The sequence below is a fragment of the Arthrobacter oryzae genome, assembly GCF_031454875.1.
GTDB classification, from domain to species: domain Bacteria; phylum Actinomycetota; class Actinomycetes; order Actinomycetales; family Micrococcaceae; genus Arthrobacter; species Arthrobacter oryzae_D.
On sequence record NZ_JAVDRQ010000007.1, the window covers coordinates 143584 to 162521 of the forward strand.

General features: G+C 66.5%; 16 protein-coding genes. 7 read left to right on the forward strand and 9 right to left on the reverse strand.

Annotation, left to right across the window (positions count from 1 at the left end; all coding sequences use genetic code 11):
* The first annotated feature begins 36 nt into the window (after nt 1-36).
* Nucleotides 37-630 carry a hypothetical protein gene (locus J2805_RS14210; RefSeq protein ID WP_309977276.1) on the forward strand — a complete coding sequence of 198 codons (594 nt, stop codon included), beginning with the start codon at nt 37-39 and terminating at the stop codon, nt 628-630.
* A gap of 140 nt (nt 631-770) precedes the next feature.
* Here J2805_RS14210 and J2805_RS14215 read toward each other — a convergent pair whose 3' ends face one another.
* The 3 genes from J2805_RS14215 to J2805_RS14225 are packed head-to-tail and all read right to left on the reverse strand — an operon-like array spanning nt 771 to nt 3756.
* The gene (locus J2805_RS14215; protein ID WP_309977278.1) at nt 771-1577 is read right to left on the reverse strand and encodes an ABC transporter ATP-binding protein; all 807 of its coding nucleotides are present in this window, start codon (nt 1575-1577) and stop codon (nt 771-773) included.
* Nucleotides 1574-2665, reverse strand: coding sequence for a FecCD family ABC transporter permease (locus J2805_RS14220; RefSeq protein ID WP_309977280.1), 1092 nt, complete (start codon nt 2663-2665; stop codon nt 1574-1576). The genes J2805_RS14215 and J2805_RS14220 overlap by 4 nt, the downstream gene beginning before the upstream one ends.
* Complete coding sequence (locus J2805_RS14225) at nt 2662-3756, reverse strand: FecCD family ABC transporter permease (RefSeq protein WP_309977282.1); 1095 nt, start codon at nt 3754-3756, stop codon at nt 2662-2664. Before J2805_RS14225 ends, J2805_RS14220 begins: the two co-directional genes overlap by 4 nt.
* Nucleotides 3757-3855: 99 nt before the next feature.
* Here J2805_RS14225 and J2805_RS14230 point away from each other — a divergent pair, with 99 nt between their 5' ends.
* Together J2805_RS14230 and J2805_RS14235 are read left to right on the forward strand one after the other, a co-directional pair.
* A complete protein-coding gene (locus J2805_RS14230) occupies nt 3856-4860 on the forward strand; it encodes an ABC transporter substrate-binding protein (RefSeq protein ID WP_309977284.1) in 1005 nt (334 codons plus the stop codon).
* A gap of 49 nt (nt 4861-4909) precedes the next feature.
* Entirely contained in the window at nt 4910-5854 is a 945-nt protein-coding gene (locus tag J2805_RS14235) for a siderophore-interacting protein (protein ID WP_309977286.1), read from the forward strand.
* Nucleotides 5855-5942: 88 nt separating this feature from the next.
* Here J2805_RS14235 and J2805_RS14240 read toward each other — a convergent pair whose 3' ends face one another.
* Together J2805_RS14240 and J2805_RS14245 are read right to left on the reverse strand one after the other, a co-directional pair.
* Nucleotides 5943-6638 (reverse strand): transglycosylase family protein, encoded by a 696-nt coding sequence (locus J2805_RS14240; protein ID WP_309977287.1) that lies wholly within the window; start codon nt 6636-6638, stop codon nt 5943-5945.
* Nucleotides 6639-6881: 243 nt separating this feature from the next.
* Nucleotides 6882-9473: an excinuclease ABC subunit UvrA gene (locus J2805_RS14245; RefSeq protein ID WP_309977288.1), complete on the reverse strand. Its 2592-nt coding sequence runs from the start codon at nt 9471-9473 to the stop codon at nt 6882-6884.
* Between the two features lie 48 nt (nt 9474-9521).
* On the opposite strand from J2805_RS14245, the gene J2805_RS14250 reads away from it, so the two are divergent.
* Complete coding sequence (locus tag J2805_RS14250; RefSeq protein WP_309977289.1) at nt 9522-10595, forward strand: adenosine deaminase; 1074 nt, start codon at nt 9522-9524, stop codon at nt 10593-10595.
* 36 nt (nt 10596-10631) lie between these two features.
* Here J2805_RS14250 and J2805_RS14255 read toward each other — a convergent pair whose 3' ends face one another.
* Together J2805_RS14255 and J2805_RS14260 are read right to left on the reverse strand one after the other, a co-directional pair.
* Nucleotides 10632-11273, reverse strand: coding sequence for a hypothetical protein (locus tag J2805_RS14255; RefSeq protein ID WP_309977290.1), 642 nt, complete (start codon nt 11271-11273; stop codon nt 10632-10634).
* A gap of 33 nt (nt 11274-11306) precedes the next feature.
* Nucleotides 11307-12146, reverse strand: a complete 840-nt coding sequence (locus tag J2805_RS14260) for a CPBP family intramembrane glutamic endopeptidase (protein WP_309977292.1) — start codon at nt 12144-12146, stop codon at nt 11307-11309.
* A 204-nt stretch (nt 12147-12350) separates the two neighbouring features.
* Here J2805_RS14260 and J2805_RS14265 point away from each other — a divergent pair, with 204 nt between their 5' ends.
* The 3 genes from J2805_RS14265 to J2805_RS14275 all read left to right on the forward strand — a co-directional run bounded on the left by J2805_RS14265 (nt 12351) and on the right by J2805_RS14275 (nt 16673).
* Nucleotides 12351-14648 (forward strand): FdhF/YdeP family oxidoreductase, encoded by a 2298-nt coding sequence (locus J2805_RS14265; RefSeq protein WP_309977293.1) that lies wholly within the window; start codon nt 12351-12353, stop codon nt 14646-14648.
* A 204-nt stretch (nt 14649-14852) separates the two neighbouring features.
* The gene (locus J2805_RS14270; RefSeq protein ID WP_309977295.1) at nt 14853-15761 is read left to right on the forward strand and encodes a pullulanase X25 domain-containing protein; all 909 of its coding nucleotides are present in this window, start codon (nt 14853-14855) and stop codon (nt 15759-15761) included.
* A 117-nt stretch (nt 15762-15878) separates the two neighbouring features.
* Nucleotides 15879-16673: an alpha/beta fold hydrolase gene (locus tag J2805_RS14275; RefSeq protein WP_309977297.1), complete on the forward strand. Its 795-nt coding sequence runs from the start codon at nt 15879-15881 to the stop codon at nt 16671-16673.
* 65 nt (nt 16674-16738) lie between these two features.
* On the opposite strand, the gene J2805_RS14280 is transcribed toward J2805_RS14275, so the two are convergent.
* Together J2805_RS14280 and J2805_RS14285 are read right to left on the reverse strand one after the other, a co-directional pair.
* On the reverse strand, nt 16739-16969 hold the full coding sequence (locus J2805_RS14280) for a hypothetical protein (protein WP_309977298.1): 231 nt from the start codon (nt 16967-16969) through the stop codon (nt 16739-16741).
* A gap of 31 nt (nt 16970-17000) precedes the next feature.
* On the reverse strand, nt 17001-18866 hold the full coding sequence (locus J2805_RS14285; protein ID WP_309977300.1) for a glycoside hydrolase family 13 protein: 1866 nt from the start codon (nt 18864-18866) through the stop codon (nt 17001-17003).
* Between the last annotated feature and the right edge of the window lie 72 nt (nt 18867-18938).

Genomic DNA, 18938 nt, shown 5'->3' on the forward strand with positions numbered 1-18938 from the left:
CAAATCCCACCTCAGCCACCCTCCGGAAGATACGAAATGACACTTACCCAAGCAGTTCCGTTCACTCCGAAATTCGGACAAATGCTGAGCCCGGAAGCCAACGGCGTCCTGGTGCTTGATGAGTTCACCCTGGACCCGGAAGCGGCCCGCAAGGAGCAGCACGGTTTCCGCGCCGCCCTCGGTTCTGTCGCTCTCACCCTGCGGCGCATCGTTGCGCTTCGCCTGTTCATCGCAGTGGTGGCCATCGCCAACCTCCCCCTGTTCCTGCTCTCCACCGGATGGTGGATCTATGCCGTATCCCTGGCTGTTGTGATCGGAGTGCATGCAGGCGTTTCGTGGCTGAACAAGCACGAGCCGAAGGTCCGCCAGCGCCACTTGCTGGAACTGCACCTGCACCGCGAACGCAGTGACAATTACCGCAAGGTCCGCGACGCGGTGAAGTTCGTGATCGATTCGCCGGCGCGCATGAACGAGCACCTTTACCTGGAGCTCCTGGCAGCCAAGCGCGTCGCCCTGCACCTGCACATCGGCACCGTCGCCGTGCTGGACACCAGCGACGACTCCGCCTGGAAGGTCCGGATCGTCCGCGAACTGCCGCAGGCCACGTACTCGCACGCCAGCCTGAACTGACTCCACCTGAACTGATTGAGGAAACAAGGACGCCGGAGCTCCCCGCCAAGGGGACGCTCCGGCGTCGTGGTTAACGAACTACCGCCGGGTGGCGGCGTCCTGGCTGGGATTCCTGGCTGGGGTTTCCTGGCTGGGGTTTTCTAACTGCGGTGTCCGAGCGGGATGACGTGCGGCCGGCCGTCCGTGGGCTCGCACACCACCTGCGCGTCGAGGCCGAAGACCTCGAGGAGGCGCTCGGCGGTGACCACCTCGGCCGGGCTGCCCTGGGCAAGGATGCGGCCGTCCTTCATCGCCACGATGTGGTCGGAGTAGCGGGCCGCGAGCGAAATGTCGTGCAGCACCATCACCACGGTACGGCCGTGCTCACGGTTGAGGCGGCGGACGAGCTCCAGCACATCCACCTGGTGCGCGAGGTCGAGGTACGTGGTGGGTTCATCCAGGAGCAGGATGCCCGTTTCCTGCGCCAGTGTCATGGAAATCCAGGCCCGTTGCCGCTGGCCGCCGGAGAGGTCCTCGATGGGCGTACCGGCGAGTTCCAGGATGTCGGTCGCGCGGAGTGCATCCTCCACCACTGACTCGTCCGCCGGGGAAAACTGCTGGTACCACTTCTGCCTCGGATGCCGGCCGCGGGAGACGAGGTCGGCCACTGTCAGACCGGACGGTGCCACGGGGCTTTGCGGGAGCACGCTGATTCTCGTGGCGATCTGGCGCGTTGACTGCCCGGCCAGCGGCGCGCCGTCCAGGATCACCTCGCCGGAACGGGGTGTGAGCAGCCGGCCGAGCCCGCGGAGGAGGGTGGACTTTCCGCAGCCGTTAGGCCCGATGATTGACGTCACCTGGGCATCCGGAATGGTCAGGGACAGGTTGTGGATGATGTTCGCGGCGTCGTATCCGAGGCTGAGGTTCTCCGCGCGGAGCCCCTGTTCGAGCAGTGTGGTGGTGTTCAACTCAGCCTCCGCTGGTACTTCAGGATCAGATGGATCAGGAACGGCGCCCCGACGACGGCGGTGGCGACGCCGACGGGCAGCGGTGCGCTGAGGGCGTTGGCCGCAACCGTGTCGGACAGCAGGACGAACACCGCCCCGACGAGCGCAGATACCCCCACCGGCGGAATGACGGTGGAGGTCAGGGACCGGGCGATCTGCGGGCTTGCCAGGGCCACGAAAGCCACGGGACCGGCGATAACGGTGGCGACAGAGGCCAGCAGCACGGCGATGGTCAGCACGATGAGACGGGTGGCACCGATCCGGGCGCCGAGGCCAACGGCTGTGTCTTCGCCGAGGCTGGTCAGCAGGAGCCAGCGGCTGCTGACCAGGGCTGCCGCGATGAGCACCGCGGCGCTGGCGGCCATCGGCTGTACGGTGGCCCAGTCCTTGCCGTTGAGTGAGCCTGTCATCCAGGTCAGGGCCTGGGCAGCGCTGGTCACATCGCCCAGCGTCAGCATCCAGGTGGTCAGGCTGGCGGCCAGTCCGGAGATGCCGAGGCCCGCGAGGACCAGGCGGTAGCTGTCCAGCCCGCGCCGGTAGGCGAGAAGGTAGACGGCCACCCCGCTGACGATGCCCGCGGTGAAGGCGGCGACCGGCATCCCCACGGTGGCCGCGAGGCCGCTCAGCCCGGCGTGCCCGCCGCCGGCGACCACCAGCACGGTGACCGCGCCAAGGGAAGCGCCGGCGGTGACGCCGAGCAGGTCGGGGCTCGCCAGCGGATTCCGGGCCACCGTTTGGGTGATGGCCCCAGCTGTGGCCAGTGCGGCGCCGACGACGACGGCAGCCACCATCCGCGGTGCGCGGAATTCGGTGACGGCAAGGTGCGTCCGGGCATTCGAATCGTTGCCCAGGAGCGCCGCCAGCACATCCGGGTACGGCATCGGGGTCCCGCCGAAAGCCACGTGCAGTGCCATGGCGCCGACCAGGATGATGGCAAGTACACACCCCACGAGGACCGTGCGTAGATTCAGCCGGACCGAGACCGGGCCTGCCCTGAGGACCCGGATGGTGGTGGCGGGGGACGGACGTTGCTTCTGCAGAAGTGTCATATCGTGGCCAGCCTCCGTCGTCGCGCAAGGTAAACGAAGAATGGGGCTCCGACCACGGCCAGCACCACTCCCACGGATAGCTCTCCCGGCCGGGCAATGACCCGTCCCGCCGTATCTGCCAGAAGGAGCACCGTGGCGCCCGTTATTGCCGAAACGGGAACCAGCCAGCGGTAGTCAGGGCCGGTCATGGCGCGTGTGATGTGGGGAACCAGGAGTCCGGCAAAGGCGATGGGGCCCGCCATGGTCACCGCGGAACCGGCCAGCAGCGTCACGGCGGCAATTCCCGCGGCCCGCGCCTTGAACACGGAGATCCCCAGCGAGACGGCGGTGTCAGCGCCAAGGGCCAGGGCATTCAGGGGCTTGATGTTCAGTACCGCCAGAACGGCACCGGCCACGATGAACGGCCAGATCACGGCAACGATGTCGCTTCGGGCGGCCAGGGACCCCACCTGCCAGAACCGCAGGGTATCCAGCGCCTGATCGTTGAGCAGCACAATCCCGGAGACGAGTCCTGCGCACAGGGCCGTCACGGCGGCTCCGGCGAGAACCAGGGTGACCGGCGTCGCGCCATGCTGGGCGGCCGAGCCGATCATGAAGACGAGCACGCTGGCCGCCAGCGCGCCGGCAAAAGCCAGCAGGGCCTGCGGCAGCGCCGGGAGTTCCCCGGTCAGTGCGGTTGCGGCGACGATTGCCAGGGCCGCGCCCTGGTTGATGCCGAGCAGCCCCGGGTCCGCTACGGGGTTGCGGGTGTGCCCCTGCACCAGCGTTCCCGCCAGTCCCAGGCAGACCCCGGCACACACGGCCAGCACAGTGCGCGGCCACCGCAGCTCACGGATGGTCACGTCCATGACGCTTCCGTCCGGCGTGGCCATCGCGTGCCATACATCCTGCAGGGATGAGGGCTGACCGCCGATGCAGATGCTCAGGAACGCGGCGCCAAGCAGGGCTGCCACGGATACCCACAGCCACCGGGCGGCCGAAGCCCTCCTGCGCGGACGCGGCAATCCGACGGGCGCTCCTCCGCGCGCCCGGGACGGGGCAACGGCCGGGTCGAGTGTCACCACGCGGCTCCGATCTATTACGTCATTCATCTGTGATGTATTTCAAAAAATCCTGCTACAGTCTACGCCAGACGCAGGTAAGCCTTGCCTAAGAGTCAACTCCCCGTCACATCGTTTGAAAGCGACTCCGTGAAAACACTCATCCTCAAGCGCTTCGGCGCTGCCGCCGTCGGCCTGGCCCTGCTGGCCACTACCGCCTGTGGCGCCCCCGCCGCCACCAGCGAGACTTCCAGTGCACCCGCTGACACAGCCGGATATCCCCTGACCATGGAGCACACCATGGGGTCCACCACCATCGACACCGTCCCGAAGCGCGTCGTTGCGCTGGACCCGAGCTACATCGACGCAGCCCTCCTGCTCGGCGCTGACCTGGTGGGCTACGTCCAGTACCGGCAGGACCCGAAGTCCCCCTTCGCGCCCTACCTCGGCGACGTCGCGGACGCCACCAAGGACTCCGTCAACGTAGGTACGCTGGCCGAGCCCAACCTGGAAAAGATCCTGGAGCTCCAGCCTGACCTGATTGTTTCGGCGAAGGTCCGGCACGAGGCCCTCTACCCGCAGCTGTCCAAGATTGCCCCCACGATCTTCTCCGTCAGCACCGGCCCCACCTGGAAGGAAAACGTCGTCTTCCTCGGCGAAGCGCTGGGTAAGAAGGCCAAGGCCGAAGAACTGGTCAAGGCCTACGAGGACCGCGCCCAGAAGGTCGGCGCCGAGATCCTGGCCAAGAAGCCGGATGCCACCTACTCACTGGTCCGGTTCACCGGCGGCGACACCGCCCGGCTTTACTCTTCGAAGTCCTTCATCGGCGAGATCATGACGGACATGCGCATCCCGCGGCCGCAGGGCGCCCCGGACAGTGAGAAGGAAATCTTCGTGCCGCTCTCCTCCGAACAGATCCTCCAGGGTGACGCCGGACTGGTGATGGTCAGCGCGTTCACACCCGCGGGTGCCGAGGGCGACAAGGCCCGGGCGCAGCAGGAAAAGTTCCAGTCCAACCCGCTGTGGGAAAGGCTGGAAGGCGAGGTCATTAACGTTGACGACTCGACCTTCCTGGCCTCGGTCAGCATCCAGGGCGCGCACGCAGTCATCACGGACCTGGCCAAGCACTACGGGGTGGACCCGCAGCTGCCGTAACGGCCGTTGCTCCACCACAGCCGTCCAGCCGAGTTCTGAAAGCGGAATCATGAGCGCAACCGTTGACCCTTCGGCCTACCCGCTCCGCGCGTTCGACGTCGAAGTCCGTCGGATCAAAGACGTGGGTCCGCACTTTCGCCGCATCACGTTCGCGGGCGGAGTGCTGGACCGCTTCGGGGTTCCCGGGCCAACGAGGGACCTTCGGATCAAGCTGCTCATTCCCGCGGCCGGCCAGCCCCAGGCACTCCTCGGGGAACCGGACGGCCGGTTGTATCAGGGCTGGTACCAGGACTGGCTCAAAACCGAACAGCCCGAACGCGGATTCATCCGCAGCTATACCGTCGCCGCCATCCGCGCCACCGCGCAGGGGCGGGAAATCGATGTTGATTTTGTAATCCACCGGGTTGCCGAGGGGCACGGGGCCCCGGCCTCAGAATGGGCGGCCGCTGCTGCCGTGGGAACGAGGGCCGTCATCATCGGACCCGAAGCCAGCGCTATCACCACTTCCACGCGGCTTAGCGAAACAGGAATCCGGTGGGAGCCGCAGGGAGCCGGCCAGGTGCTTCTGGCGGGCGACGAGACGGCGGTTCCTGCCATCAGTTCCATCCTGAAGACGCTGCCTGCCGATATTGGCGGGCATGCCTTCCTGGAGGTCCCGGATCCTGCGGACTTCCGAACCATCAGCACAGGATCCGCGGTCCGGGTTACCTGGCTGGCCAGGCAGCCCACGGGCAGCGCCCGCGGTGCGCTGCTGGACTCGGCAATCAGGCGGTCCGTGCCGAAGTCCGGCACGTCCGGGGTGCCTGGCCGGGACACCTACGCCTGGGTGGCCGCCGAGGCAGCTACGGTGCAGATCCTGCGCCGATACCTCGTGAACGAAGTTGGCCTTGATCCCAAACGCTCCGAGTTCAGGGGCTATTGGAGCCAGGGTAAGGCCGGTTCCGGGATCAACGGCACGCCCGTCGGGCAGGAGCCGCAGGTCCGGCGACGCTGACCACTAAAACAACGACGCCGGCGCTCCCTACAAAGGGACGCGCCGGCGTCGTTGTCTGTCAGCGGCCCTGATTCAGGACCTTGGTGCCTTAGGCGGGCAGCTGCAGGACCTGTCCTTCAAACACCAGATCGGGATCCACGATGGTGTCAGCGTTGGCGTCGGCCAGGGTCTGCCAGCCGCCGGTGATGTTCAGCTTTTCGGCGATGATGCTCAGGGTGTCGCCGGCCTCAACCGTGTAGGTTTCGCCGCTCAGCGGCACCTCCGCGGCGTGGCGCGGTTCGGCCTGCACGGGAGCCTGGGCAGGTGCCACTGCAGCCGACGCAGCCTGGACGGGAGCCTGCGCGGCCTGCACCGGAACCTCGGTGGGAGCCGGAGCGACTGGAGTGCTCGGGGCGGGTGCACCGCCGCCGCCGCTCAGCCCCAGTTTGGCTGCACAGGCGGGCCAGGCGCCCCAGCCCTGGCTGGCCTGGACGTTCTCGGCGACTGCGATCTGCTGCTCGCGGGTGGCATCTGCCGGTGACCCGGTGCCGCCGAACGCGGCCCAGGTGCTGGCCGTGAACTGCAGCCCGCCGCTGAAGCCGTTGCCGGTGTTGGTGCTCCAGTTCCCGCCGCTTTCGCACTGGGCAAGGGCGTCCCAGGTGCTGGCGCTGGTGGCGGTAGGGGTGGCCGCGTTAGCTGCGGTCGCGGAAAGTGCCAGGCCGGCAGCCGAAACGGCAGCCAAGGTCACTCCGCGGCGTGCAACGGTTCCCAATTTGGATTTGTTCATGCGAGTGGAAGTGTTCATGAGGGTGGATGCTCCGAAGGGCCACCTGCGCTCGGTCCGTCCCCGGACGTTGTCACGCCACTGCCCGCCCCTGACAAACTAGAGGTCATTTACGGTGGCTGCCGGCCGGGCAGTTACTGGTGGTGGCAGCACCGGGCATTCGATGTCCCGCTCGGCGGGATCACGTTCCACGCTAAGACAGTGCCGCCGCGTTATCAAATCGAAATAGTTACCGGGCGCGGCGCAGCTGTCTGCGCCTGTAAATTACCGGGCCAGCGCGGTTGCCAGATACGGTGCCGTCCGGCTCGTCCTGGAACGGGCGACGACGGCGGGGGTCCCGGACGCCACGATCTCACCGCCGGCGTCGCCGCCGGCCGGGCCGAGATCGATCACCCAGTCCGCTGCGGCCACCACGTCCATCTCGTGTTCCACGACGATCACAGTGTTGCCCGCGTCCACCAGGCTGTGCAGCTGTGCCATGAGCAGCTGGACGTCCGCGGGGTGCAGGCCGGTGGTGGGCTCGTCCAGCAGGTACAGGGTGTGGCCGCGACGGGCGCGCTGGAGTTCCGTGGCAAGTTTGATCCGCTGCGCCTCACCGCCGGACAGCTCGGTGGCGGGCTGACCCAGCCGAAGGTAGCCCAAGCCCACGTCGCGCAGGGTTTGCAGGCTGCGCGCGGCAGCCGGAACGTCCCGAAGGAATTCCGCAGCGGCATCGACGGTCAGCGCAAGCACCTCGGCCACGTTCTTGCCGTTGTACGTGACTTCAAGGGTCTCGGGGTTGTAACGCGAGCCCTGGCATTCGGGACAGGGTCCATAGCTGCCCGGCAGGAACAGGAGTTCCACGGCAACGAACCCTTCACCAAGGCAGGTCTCGCAGCGGCCGCCGGCAACGTTGAAGGAGAAACGTCCTGCGCCGAAACCCCGTGCACGGGCCTCCTGCGTGGCGGCGTACTCCTTGCGCACGGCGTCAAAGAGACCGGTGTAGGTGGCCAGGTTGGACCGCGGCGTCCGGCCGATCGGCTTCTGGTCCACCCGAACCAGCCGGTCAATCCGGTCCATGCCGCTGGTTTCGCCCACTGCCTCGGAAACATCCAGCGGCCCGCCGGAGGTGGCGTCCTCGGACCCCTGATCTTCGATTGGTGCGGCCGCCTCTGCTCCCGGTTCCGGGCGCAGCCGCGCCCCCACCACCTCGGCCAGGACCTGGCTCACCAGCGTGGACTTGCCCGAGCCCGAGACACCGGTGACCGCCGTCAGGATGCCCAGCGGGAACTCCGCGTCGAGATCCCGGAGGTTGTGCCGGCTGATTCCCTTCAGCCCCAGCCAGCCGTCCGCGCTCCGGACATTGTCGCCACCCGGCCGGGCACCGCCGTCGGGCTTACCGTTGCTGTTCACGGCTGAGCCGTCCGGGAACAGGAAGGGCCGCGTGACGGAAGCGTCGACGTCGGCGAGCCCGGCCACGGGGCCGCTGTACAGGATCTCGCCGCCGCCTTCGCCGGCGCGGGGGCCCACGTCAACCAGCCAGTCGGCACGGCGGACCACGTCCATGTTGTGCTCCACCACGAACACCGAGTTTCCGGAGGATTTGAGCGCTTCGAGGACGGCCTGCAGCGGTTCCGCGTCAGCGGGGTGCAGCCCGGCGGAGGGCTCGTCCAGCACGTACACCACGCCGAAAAGGCCGGAGCGCAGCTGGGTGGCGATCCGCAGCCGCTGCATTTCGCCGGGGGAGAGCGTGGGCGTTGCTCGGCCCAGGGCAAGGTAGCCCAGGCCCAGCTCCAGCAGGACGGTGATCCGGAGCAGGAGGTCGCGGGTGATGGCCACGGCCACCTCGTTGGTCTCGCCCGAGGCGGCGGCGCGGCTGGCTGTTCCGGCCTCCTTGAGCCTGGTGGTGGGCCGGATGATCTCGGCCAGTTCGGTCATGGGCACTGCGTTGAGCTCGGCAATGGTCCGGCCGGCGAACGTTACCGCCAGGGCCTCCGGAGTCAGGCCGCTGCCGCTGCAGCGTTCACACGGACCCGTTTCCATGAAGCGGAGGACGCGCTGGCGCATCGTGTCGCTCTTGGAGTCGGCCAGGGTGTGCAGCACGTAGCTCTTGGCGCTCCAGAAGCGGCCCTTGTATGGTTTGGCCACCCGGTCACGCTTCGGCGTCACCTCCACCACGGGCTGTTCCTCGGTGAAAAGGATCCAGTCGCGGTCCTTTTTGGCGAGTTTCCGCCACGGCGTGTTGACGTCATAGCCCAGGTGGCTGAGGATGTCGCGGAGGTTCTTGCCCTGCCACGCTCCGGGCCACGCGGCAATGGCGCCGTCGGCGATGCTCAGCGAGGTGTCCGGAACCAGCGACGATTCGCTGACGGTATGGGCAATGCCCAGGCCGTGGCAGGTGGGGCAGGCTCCGGCCGCAGTATTGGGCGAGAAGGCGTCCGAATCCAGCTGCGCGGTGCCGGCCGGGTAGGTGCCGGCGCGGGAGAACAGCATGCGCAGCGAGTTGGACAGCGTGGTCACCGTGCCCACGGTGGAGCGGCTGCTCGGCGTACCGCGCCGCTGTTGAAGGGCGACGGCGGGCGGCAGCCCGGTGATCATCTCCACCTTGGGGTTGTGCCCCTGCTGGATGAGGCGCCGGGCGTACGGGGCCACGGATTCGAAGTAGCGGCGCTGGGCTTCGGCATAGATGGTGCCGAAGGCGAGGGACGACTTGCCGGAACCGGAGACTCCGGTGAACGCGACGATGGCGTCCCGAGGAACGTCCACGTCCACGTTGCGCAGGTTGTTTTCCCGGGCTCCGCGGACCCGCACCATTCCGTCCGTGGTGTGGTCCGGAACCAGGAACGGCAATTCGGAAGCATGCTGTTCGGTTTGCATTCCTTCGACTCTATCGGTGCCGGAGCCATGCGGGCATATCCTTACCGGATGGAAACTTACGACGGCGCGCCCGAACCCTCAGAAACTGAACAGCCGGACGCCGAGGAACCCAGGGCTGAGGAACCCACCGCCGAGGAACCCAGCAAGCTGTTGCCGGTAGCGGAGCTGCACCTCCATATTGAGGGGACACTGGAACCGGAACTGATTTTTGCCCTCGCCGAACGGAACGGAATCCAGCTTCCCTACGCGGACCTGGACGAGCTGCGTGCCCGCTACGAGTTCACCGACCTCCAGTCCTTCCTGGACCTGTACTACGCCAACATGGCCGTGCTGCAGACGGAGCAGGACTTCGCGGACATGACCCGCGCCTACCTCGCCAGGGCGGCTGTGGCCGGGGTCCGGCACGCGGAAATCATGATGGACCCGCAGGCCCATGTGTCCCGCGGCGTGCCGCTGGAAACCTGCGTGAACGGCGTGGCCTCGGTGCTGGCCAACTCATTCGAGGAATTCGGCATCTCCACCCTGCTCATCGCCGCGTTCCTGCGGGACCTGTCCGAGGAATCAGCGCTCGAAGTCCTGGAGCAGCTGCTGGCCATGAACGCGCCGATCGCCGGCATCGGCCTGGACTCGGCCGAGGTGGGCAACCCGCCGGCCAAGTTCGAACGGCTGTTTGCGCGGGCCAAAGTAGCCGGGCTGCACCGTATTGCCCACGCCGGCGAGGAGGGACCGCCGTCGTACATCACTGATGCGCTGGAACTGCTGGACGTGGAGCGGATCGACCACGGCATCCGCTGCATGGAGGACCCGGAACTCGTGGAATACCTTGTGGAGGAGCGGGTGCCGCTGACCGTGTGCCCGCTGTCCAACGTCCGGCTGCGCACGGTGGACACGCTGGCTGACCATCCGCTGCCGGCCATGCTCGCGGCGGGACTGAACGTCAGCGTCAACTCGGACGATCCCGCGTACTTCGGCGGGTACGTGGACGACAATTTTGTCCAGCTCGAGACCGTGCTGGAATTGTCCGAGTTCGACCGGGTGCGGCTGGCTTCAAACTCCATCCGGTCCTCGTTTGCGGACGAAGATCGCAAGGCCGAACTGCTCGCGGAGCTGGGCCACTCCTGAACCCGCAGCTCCAGTGCCCACACAACTCCAAGGCCGCTATTCCTGGGCCGCCCTGCCCTCAGCTGCGCTGTCTTCGGTAACGGCAGCCCGGCCGCGTGCGCTGCGGGTGGTCAACCACCACCCCAGCGCCGCCATGGCCAGCCCGATCGGTATCCCGTAGGGCGGCAGGCCCGCGTTGTAGCCCAGGACACCGGCCACAACGAAAACAGCGCCCAGCCAGGCCGGGAACATGCGTGCCCGCCATCCGGCGATCCCGAAGACCATCCAGCCAAGCGCGAAGAGGACATAACTCGAGAGCCCGCCGACTGCCAGCATTCCCGAGCCGCCCGCCAGGATGGCTTCCGGTGCGACGTCGGCAATCCAGGGAGCGGCGAAACCGTCAAACCACATGTTGCCGGCCATGTCCATGGTGCCCACCAGGGCGAAGCAGAAGGCGACGGCGCCCAGCGTCCCGGCTTCGGCGTGGTACCTCAGGTAGACGGAGACCAGTGCCAGGAGCAGCCCGATGAAGACCACAAAGTAGAGCGCGTTGGTCACCTGGAACGGGGTTTCGCGCATCAGCGCGATCCGCTCCTTGCTGGGGTCTGCCGCGAGTAGCCGTGAGACATCGACGGCGGCGAAGGTGAGGCCCGCGGCCAGGGCGATCGGACCGGCGGCGGAAGCGAGCGGTGAGGACATGGCTCCTCCTAACTGAGTCGGGGCGGGGTGCCGTCAGACGGGCGACCCGGGTACGGTGCGGTTGGCACGCACGGACAGCGGGCCGACGTCGGACGCTTCCGGCGGTGCCGAACGCCAGGCCCGGCGGTCGAACAGGATGGTGACGAGGACTGCGGCGGTGACCACCAGGAGGTAGATCAGTTCCGCGCGGGTTACGTCGGAACCCGTGAAGCCGTACGAGCCCATGGTGAACGTGCCCTGGCTGTTGTGGAAAAGGATGGTGAGCAGGACGCTGCCGCCGGTGCGGTTGAACAGCCAGACATAGAGGAAAGTGATCACGAAGGTAATCGGAAGCCCGATCACGCTGAGGCCCCCGAAAATGATCAGCGGCAGGTGCCAGAACGCCACCAGCACGCCAAGGACCGCCGCGGATTGCAACGGCGAACGGCCGGTCTGGAGCAAGGGAACGGCGAAGCCGCGAAACCCCGGTTCCTCGCCCAGGGGACCGTCCATGGGATTAATCAGCCGCACGGCGAAGACCGTCAGCAGCCCGGACCAAGTCAGCTGGGACAGCCCCGGTGCGGCCGCGCCGAGCAGCATATTGAGTGTGCCCGTGACCAGCACCAGCACGGCCGGGAGGAGCAGGGCCACCGCATACCAGGCCCAGCCCACGCGCCAGCGGATGATCCGCCGCCCCCACGTCCGGTAGCCGGCGCGCCCTTCAGCGAGGCCGATCACGATGACCGCGGCCACCAGCGGACCGATCGGCAGGAACTCCATCCGCGGCATCATGCCCAGCGCAAACACCGGCCAGGACGACCAGGAAATCGCATAGGCGAGAACAAAGAAGGCCGTGAGGCGGTGGTGCTGAAGCCAGTTGTGGAAGCGCGGCATGACGGCTCCGGACAATCAGGACGGTGGGTCCCATTGTCCGCCCATCGGCGCCTGAGTAACACCCCGCCGGGATGGCAGTGAAGCCCGGGCCAAATGCTTGCCGGGGACCTCCATAACTGCTAATCCTGATGAAGGGCAGCACTGAACTGGCAGCACTGAACTGGCAGCACTGAACTGGCAGCACTGAACCAAGGAGGGTGCAGCATGCCGCGCAAGAACCCGCATGTCGACGAGGCCGACGAGAACAACCTTGAAGTGACCAAGCCAAAGGACTGGGCCGCGGGCATCCCCGGGGTCTATCACTCCATGCAGCCGGCCCTGAGGCACATGGGCGTGGGACGGGCAGGGAAAACGCTGCTGGGCCTTAATCAAAAGGACGGCTTCGACTGCATGAGCTGCGCCTGGCCGGATCCCGGGCACCGCAAGACCTTCGAGTTCTGCGAACAGGGTGCCAAGGCGGTCACGTGGGAGGCAACGCCCGTCGTCATTCCGACCGGGTTCTGGGCCGAAAATCCGGTCAGCGAGCTGCGGGGGAGGTCCGAATACTGGCTCGGGATGCAGGGCCGCCTCACCGAGCCGGTCTACAAACCTGCGGGGGAGGACCACTACCGACCGGTCAGCTGGGATGAGGCGTTTTCCATTGTCGGGACCAAGCTGCAGGGCCTGGACAGCCCCGACCAGGCCGCGTTTTACACCAGCGGCCGGACCTCGAACGAGGCCGCATTCCTGTACCAGCTGTTCGTGCGTGCCTACGGGACCAACAACCTGCCGGACTGCTCCAACATGTGTCACGAATCATCCGGCTGGGCCATGGGCCAGACCATCGGCGTGGGCAAGGCCACCGTCTCCTATGACGACTTCGCCAAGGCGGACCTGATCATCATCATGGGGCAGAACCCGGGCAGCAATCATCCCCGCATGCTCACCGCCCTGGAAGAGGCCAAGGAAGCCGGCTGCGAGATTGTGGCCGTCAACCCGCTCCCGGAAGCCGGGCTCATGCGGTACAAGAATCCGCAGAAGGTCAACGGAATCCTGGGGCGCGGAACGGAGCTCGCGGACCAGTACCTGCAGATCCGGCTGGGCGGGGACATGGCGCTGATGCAGGCGCTGTCCAAACGTGTGCTCGACGCTGAGTCGAAGCGGCCCGGCAAAGTCCTGGACCATGAATTCCTCCGTGAACACTGCCAGGGCCTGGACGAACTCAAGGCCCACCTGGCAGGGCTGCGGGAAGAGACGGTGCTGCGCGCTACAGGCCTGAGCAGCATGGAAATCGACGAACTCGCCGAGCGGTATCTGCGCGCCGGGAAGGTGATCATCACCTGGGCCATGGGCATCACGCAGCACAAGAAGGCAGTGCCCACCATCAAGGAGATCATCAACCTTCTGCTCCTGCGCGGAAATATCGGCAAGCCCGGCGCCGGTGCCTCGCCGATCCGCGGCCACAGCAACGTCCAGGGCGACCGCACCATGGGCATCTGGGAGCAGATGCCGCCGGCCTTCCTGGACGCGCTGGCCAAGGAGTTCAGCTTCGAACCCCCGCGGAAACCCGGCGCTGACGCCGTGGAAACCATCCGCAAAATGCGCGACGGCGGGATCAGGGTTTTCGTGGCCATGGGAGGCAACTTCGTGGCGGCCATCTCTGACACCCACGCCGCGGAGTCCGCCGTGGAGCGTACCGAGATGACGGTGCAGATCTCCACCAAGCTGAACCGCTCGCACACCGTCACCGGCACCGAAGCGCTGATCCTGCCGACCTTGGGACGGACCGAAATCGACCTGCAGGCCTCCGGGCCGCAGTTCGTCTCCGTCGAGGACACAGTTTCCGCCGTGCATGCGTCAGAGGGGAAAGTGCAGCCGGTAGTGCCCGGGCTGTTGTCCGAGGTGGCGATTGTCAGCCGGCTGGCCCTGGCGACAGTGGGCAGCAGGATCGACGCCGACTGGGCGGGTTTCGAGCGGAACTACGACCTCGTCCGGCACCACATCTCGCATGTGGTGGCCGGCTGTGAGGACTACAACCGCCGGATCAGGGAATGGGGCGGATTCGTGCTGCCCAACGGTCCGCGCGATTCGCGGACGTTCCGCACTCCAACGGGGAAGGCAATGCTCACCGTCAATGAGCTGGAGTATGTGGAACGGCCGGCAGGGACCCTGATCCTGCAGACCATGCGCTCCCACGACCAGTTCAACACCACCATCTACGGGCACAACGACCGGTACCGCGGGGTCAAGAAGGGCAGGGACGTCGTGTTTGTCAGCCCGGAGGACATCGCCGATCTCGGCCTGGCCGACGGGCAGCACGTGGACATCCACGGGGTGTACGGGGACGGTGCCGAGCGGGTAATCAGGAACTTCCGGATCGTGTCCTACCCCACGGCAAGAGGATGCGCTGCGGCGTACTACCCGGAGGCGAACGTCCTGGTGCCCCTGGAGACAGTCGCCGAGGGCAGCCACACGCCGGTGTCCAAGGCAGTGATCGTCAGGTTGGAGCCAACTTCGGCGTGAGCGGCGGTATGGTCCCCGCCACTTCCCCAACCGCTGTCAACAGGACGAAGTCCCGTATTCCGCCACTAAGCTGAGACTCAAAGATCACTTGCGTCGCATTCTGCGTCATAGACGGTCACGACACACGTTGTTAACGCGCATAGTCGCCTCTATTTACAGTTCACTGGCAAAATGCTGAGTGATCACATGCTCGAAAGGACAAACATGCCCACGGCTATTGCAGACACCACCACGGTTCGACTCAAGTCAGTGCTCGACATTCTCGCAGAAAGCGTCCTGTCAGGTGAGACCCTCGGTGCAGGCGCCGTCCTGGCCCAGGCCACGGTTCGCGTCCCGCTGAATGAGAAGGAAAGTGAACTGCTCAGCGGAGGCATCCCTCGGGGACACAAGGCCCTGACCACTGCCACCAGCAAGCTGGTCAAGGCCGGCTGGCTCGTCAAGGGACGCAGCGGGTGGACCATCACAGAGGACGGCCTCCGTGCCACGGTGGCATTCCCGGACGTGGAATCATTTGCCACCGCGCTCGCCGAAGGCATCCCCGTGCCGGCTGACGTGCCTGTTCCCACGGAGCTTCCCGCCCGGGCCGTTGCTGCCAAGACCGCTGCTGCTAACGGTGCTGCCGCGAAGGCACCCAAGGCTGCCCCCAAGAAGAAGGCGCCGTCCAAGGCCGCCAAGGTGGTTGAAAAGGCTGCCGAGCTGATCGAAGATGCCGTGGCACCCGTGGCGAAGGCCGTGCGTACGCGCAAGACCGCCGCCAAGCCGACCAAGGCAACCGAGGAACAGCAAACCGAAGCTCCCAGTGTTGAGACCATCGACCAGCCGGAAGCCGTGGCAATCGCCGGCGACTTCAACGTGTTGCTCGGCGCCCCCGCAAACTGGGCACCGCAGTACGACGAGGCCCAGATGAAGCTCGATGCAGTGGACCAGCTCTGGAAGCTCACCACCGACCTTCCCGCCGGACACTACAGCTTCAAGATCGCCCTCAACCGTTCCTGGGACGAGAACTACGGAGCGTTCGGTGCTTTTGATGGCGCGAACCACGAACTCCACCACCCCGGTGGCCGGATTACGTTCAACTACGATCACCGGACCCGGGACATCACCCTGATCTAACCCGCGCGGACACTGACCCCGGACTAACCGCGGGCGGTTTTGTTCCTGTAGGCAGCTGACCCTGATCGGCCTAGAATCAGAGCCATCAGGGTCAGCTCCCCAAAGGACCGGTGTGACATGGACACCGTTGAGATTTCAGGATTGCGCATCGGATACCAGCGCGCGGGCCAAGGACCTCCGCTGGTCCTGCTCCACGGTGCGTATGAGGACAGCCGCGTTTGGCGTCCACAGCTGGAGGAGCTGTCCGACGACTTCACCGTAATTGCCTGGGACGCCCCGGGCTGCGGCCGTTCCGACGATCCGCCTCCGGGCTTTTCCGGGCCGGACCTTGGCGACGCCCTGGCGGGTTTCCTCCGGGAAGTGGCGCCCCGGAAACCCCACGTCCTCGGGCTGTCCTGGGGCTCGGGTGTTGCGCTGGAGCTGTATCGGGGCCATCCCCACATGGCGGCGTCCCTGGTGCTGGCTTCTGCCTATGCAGGCTGGGCCGGTTCACTGCCGCCTGAAGAGGTGGAACGGCGGTACGCGCAGATCCTGGCGGAACTGGACCAGCCGCCTGAACAATTCATCCCCGGGTGGCTGCCCACGTTATTCACCGAGCGGGCAGCTCCGGCGATCGTTGCAGAGGTCAGCGCCATCATGGCCGACTTCCACCCTGCCGGCATGCGGGCGCTGCTGATCGCGAACGGGCACGCCGACTGTCGCGACGTGCTGCCCGCCATCAGCGTGCCCACGCTGCTGCTCTACGGGGAGGAAGACGTCCGGTCGCCGCTGTCAGTTGCCCGCGAAATGCAACGCCAGATTCCGGGTGCGCAACTCGTGGTGATTCCCGACGCCGGGCACTTGGCCGCCGTGGAAGCGCCGGAGGCGTTCAACGCTGAAGTCCGGCGCTTCGTGCACAGCCTTGGCGACTGAGCCTGTCGAAATCTGAGCATTTCGAAATCGCCACGCGGTCTCGACAGGCTCGACCACCGGCAACCCTAGAACCGTGTGGGGTCCGGGTTGGGCGGGGGCGGTGGCGGCGGGACCGGTCCGGGGTCCGGGATCGGCAGCGGCCCCGGCGAGGGCGCTGGCTCGGGTCCCGGTCCTGGCGGGCGCGGCTCCGTGGGATCCGGCCTGTTGGGCGGGAACGGGTTGTCCGGGTCCGGAGGACTGGTGGGACCCGGCTCCGGCGGGAACGGATCCGGCTCGGGCAGCGGTGGGATGGTCATGGTGCGCTCCTTGCTTCGCTGGTATGACGGCTTAGGTGTTGTGTTGACGGCGGAAAACCTTCAGTTCCCAGGGACGCATCGTGAAGGGCTCGTGCGTTCCGGAGCCGTCGTCCGGGTAGTTCCCCAGGACCAGTTCGGCCGGGTAGTGGCCCAGTTCGGGCTCTGCCGCGCCGGCCTCCAGATCACCCCAGCCGCCGCCGTCGAGCTCCACCGTCCGGTCCTCGCCGGAGAAGTTGCCCAGCACCAGCAGCTGCACGCCAGGCACGGCAGCCGGCCCCGGCACTGCCGTGACCGGCGCCGGAAGTGACCGGCGGAACGCGTACACGTGCTCGTCGTCCGGGAGCAGCATGGTGAAGTCACCCTCCGCCACCACCGGCTCCGTGTGCCGCAGGGCGATGACCTGGCGGTAGAAGCTGAACACCGAGTCCGGGTTGTCCTCCTGCTCCGCGGCGTTGATGTGGCTGGTGTTCGGATTGACGGCGATCCACGGGGCGCCTGTGGTGAAACCGCCATGCCTGCTCGCGTCCCACTGCACCGGTGTGCGGGCGTTGTCCCGGTTCAGGGGTGCCAGCGCGGCGAGGACCTCGGCGTCAGTGTGGCCCAGGTGCGTGGTTGCCTCCCGGTGGTGGTTCAGTACCTCGATGTCGCGGTAATCGCTGATGGCCCCGAAGCTCATGTTGGTCATGCCCAGTTCCTCGCCCTGGTACACATAGGGCGTGCCGCGGTGCAGGTGCAGGATGCCGGCCAGCATCTTGGCTGACAGCTCACGGTAGTGCCCGTCGTCGCCGAAGCGGGACACCGCACGGGCCTGATCGTGGTTGCCCCAGTAGAGGCTGTTCCAACCGCGCTCGGCGAGCGCCTCCTGCCACCGGCCCAGGGACTTCTTCAGGTCTGTGAGCCGCAGTTTCCTGGGCCGCCACTTGTTGCCGTCCTCCTGGTCCAGCGCCACGTGCTCGAACTGGAACACCATGTCCACTTCGCGCCGCGCGGGATCGGTGAACAGGATGGCGTCCCCCACCGTGACGCCGGGCATCTCGCCCACGGTCAGCAGCGGCTTGTCCCGGCCGGCGAAGACTTCCAGGTGCATCTCGTGCAGGAACTCGTGAATCCGCGGCCCGGACATGAAGTGCGGGCTGCCGTCCCCGAACAGCATTCCGTCAGCCCGCGGTCCGTCCGGCAGCGAGGTGTCCTTGGAAATGAAGTTGATGACGTCCATCCGGAAGCCGTCCACCCCGCGGTCCAGCCACCAGTTCATCATGTCGTAGACGGCCGCGCGGACCTCCGGGTTTTCCCAGTTCAGGTCCGGTTGCTTCCGGGAGAACAGGTGGAGGTAGTACTCACCGGTGACCTGGTCGAACTCCCAAGCCGGGCCGGAAAAGGCTGAACCCCAGTTGTTGGGTTCCGCTCCAGCGCCGCCTACCGGATCCTTTCGCGGCGGCCGCCACCAGTACCAGTCGCGCTTGGGGTTGTTCTTGGAGGAGCGGGATTCGATGAACCACGGGTGCTCGTCCGACGTGTGGTTGACCACCAGGTCCATCACCAGCTTCATGCCGCGCGAGTGCAGCCCGTCGGTCAGTTTCTTCAGGTCGGCCAGTGTGCCGAAGAGGGGGTCAACATCGCGGTAATTGCTGATGTCGTACCCGTTGTCGTCCTGTGGCGACGTGTAGATGGGAGAGAGCCAGACGACGTCGACCCCCAGCTTCTGCAGGTAGTCCAGCTTGCTGATGATGCCGGGCAGGTCACCGATGCCGTCCCCGTTGGAGTCCGCGAAGCTGCGCGGATAGATCTGGTAGACCACCGCCTTACGGAACCAGCCGGGATCCGTGGTCACCTCGTCATCGGTGTCCGCCTCAGCTCTGACAGGGGGTTCCGTTGCGGGGTCCGCATGGGTGGTCATGGCCTGGTCTCCTCAGTTGCTTGCGGCTGGTCTGATGGTGGGGCTCGGTTTGATTATTGTTCAGATCCGTCG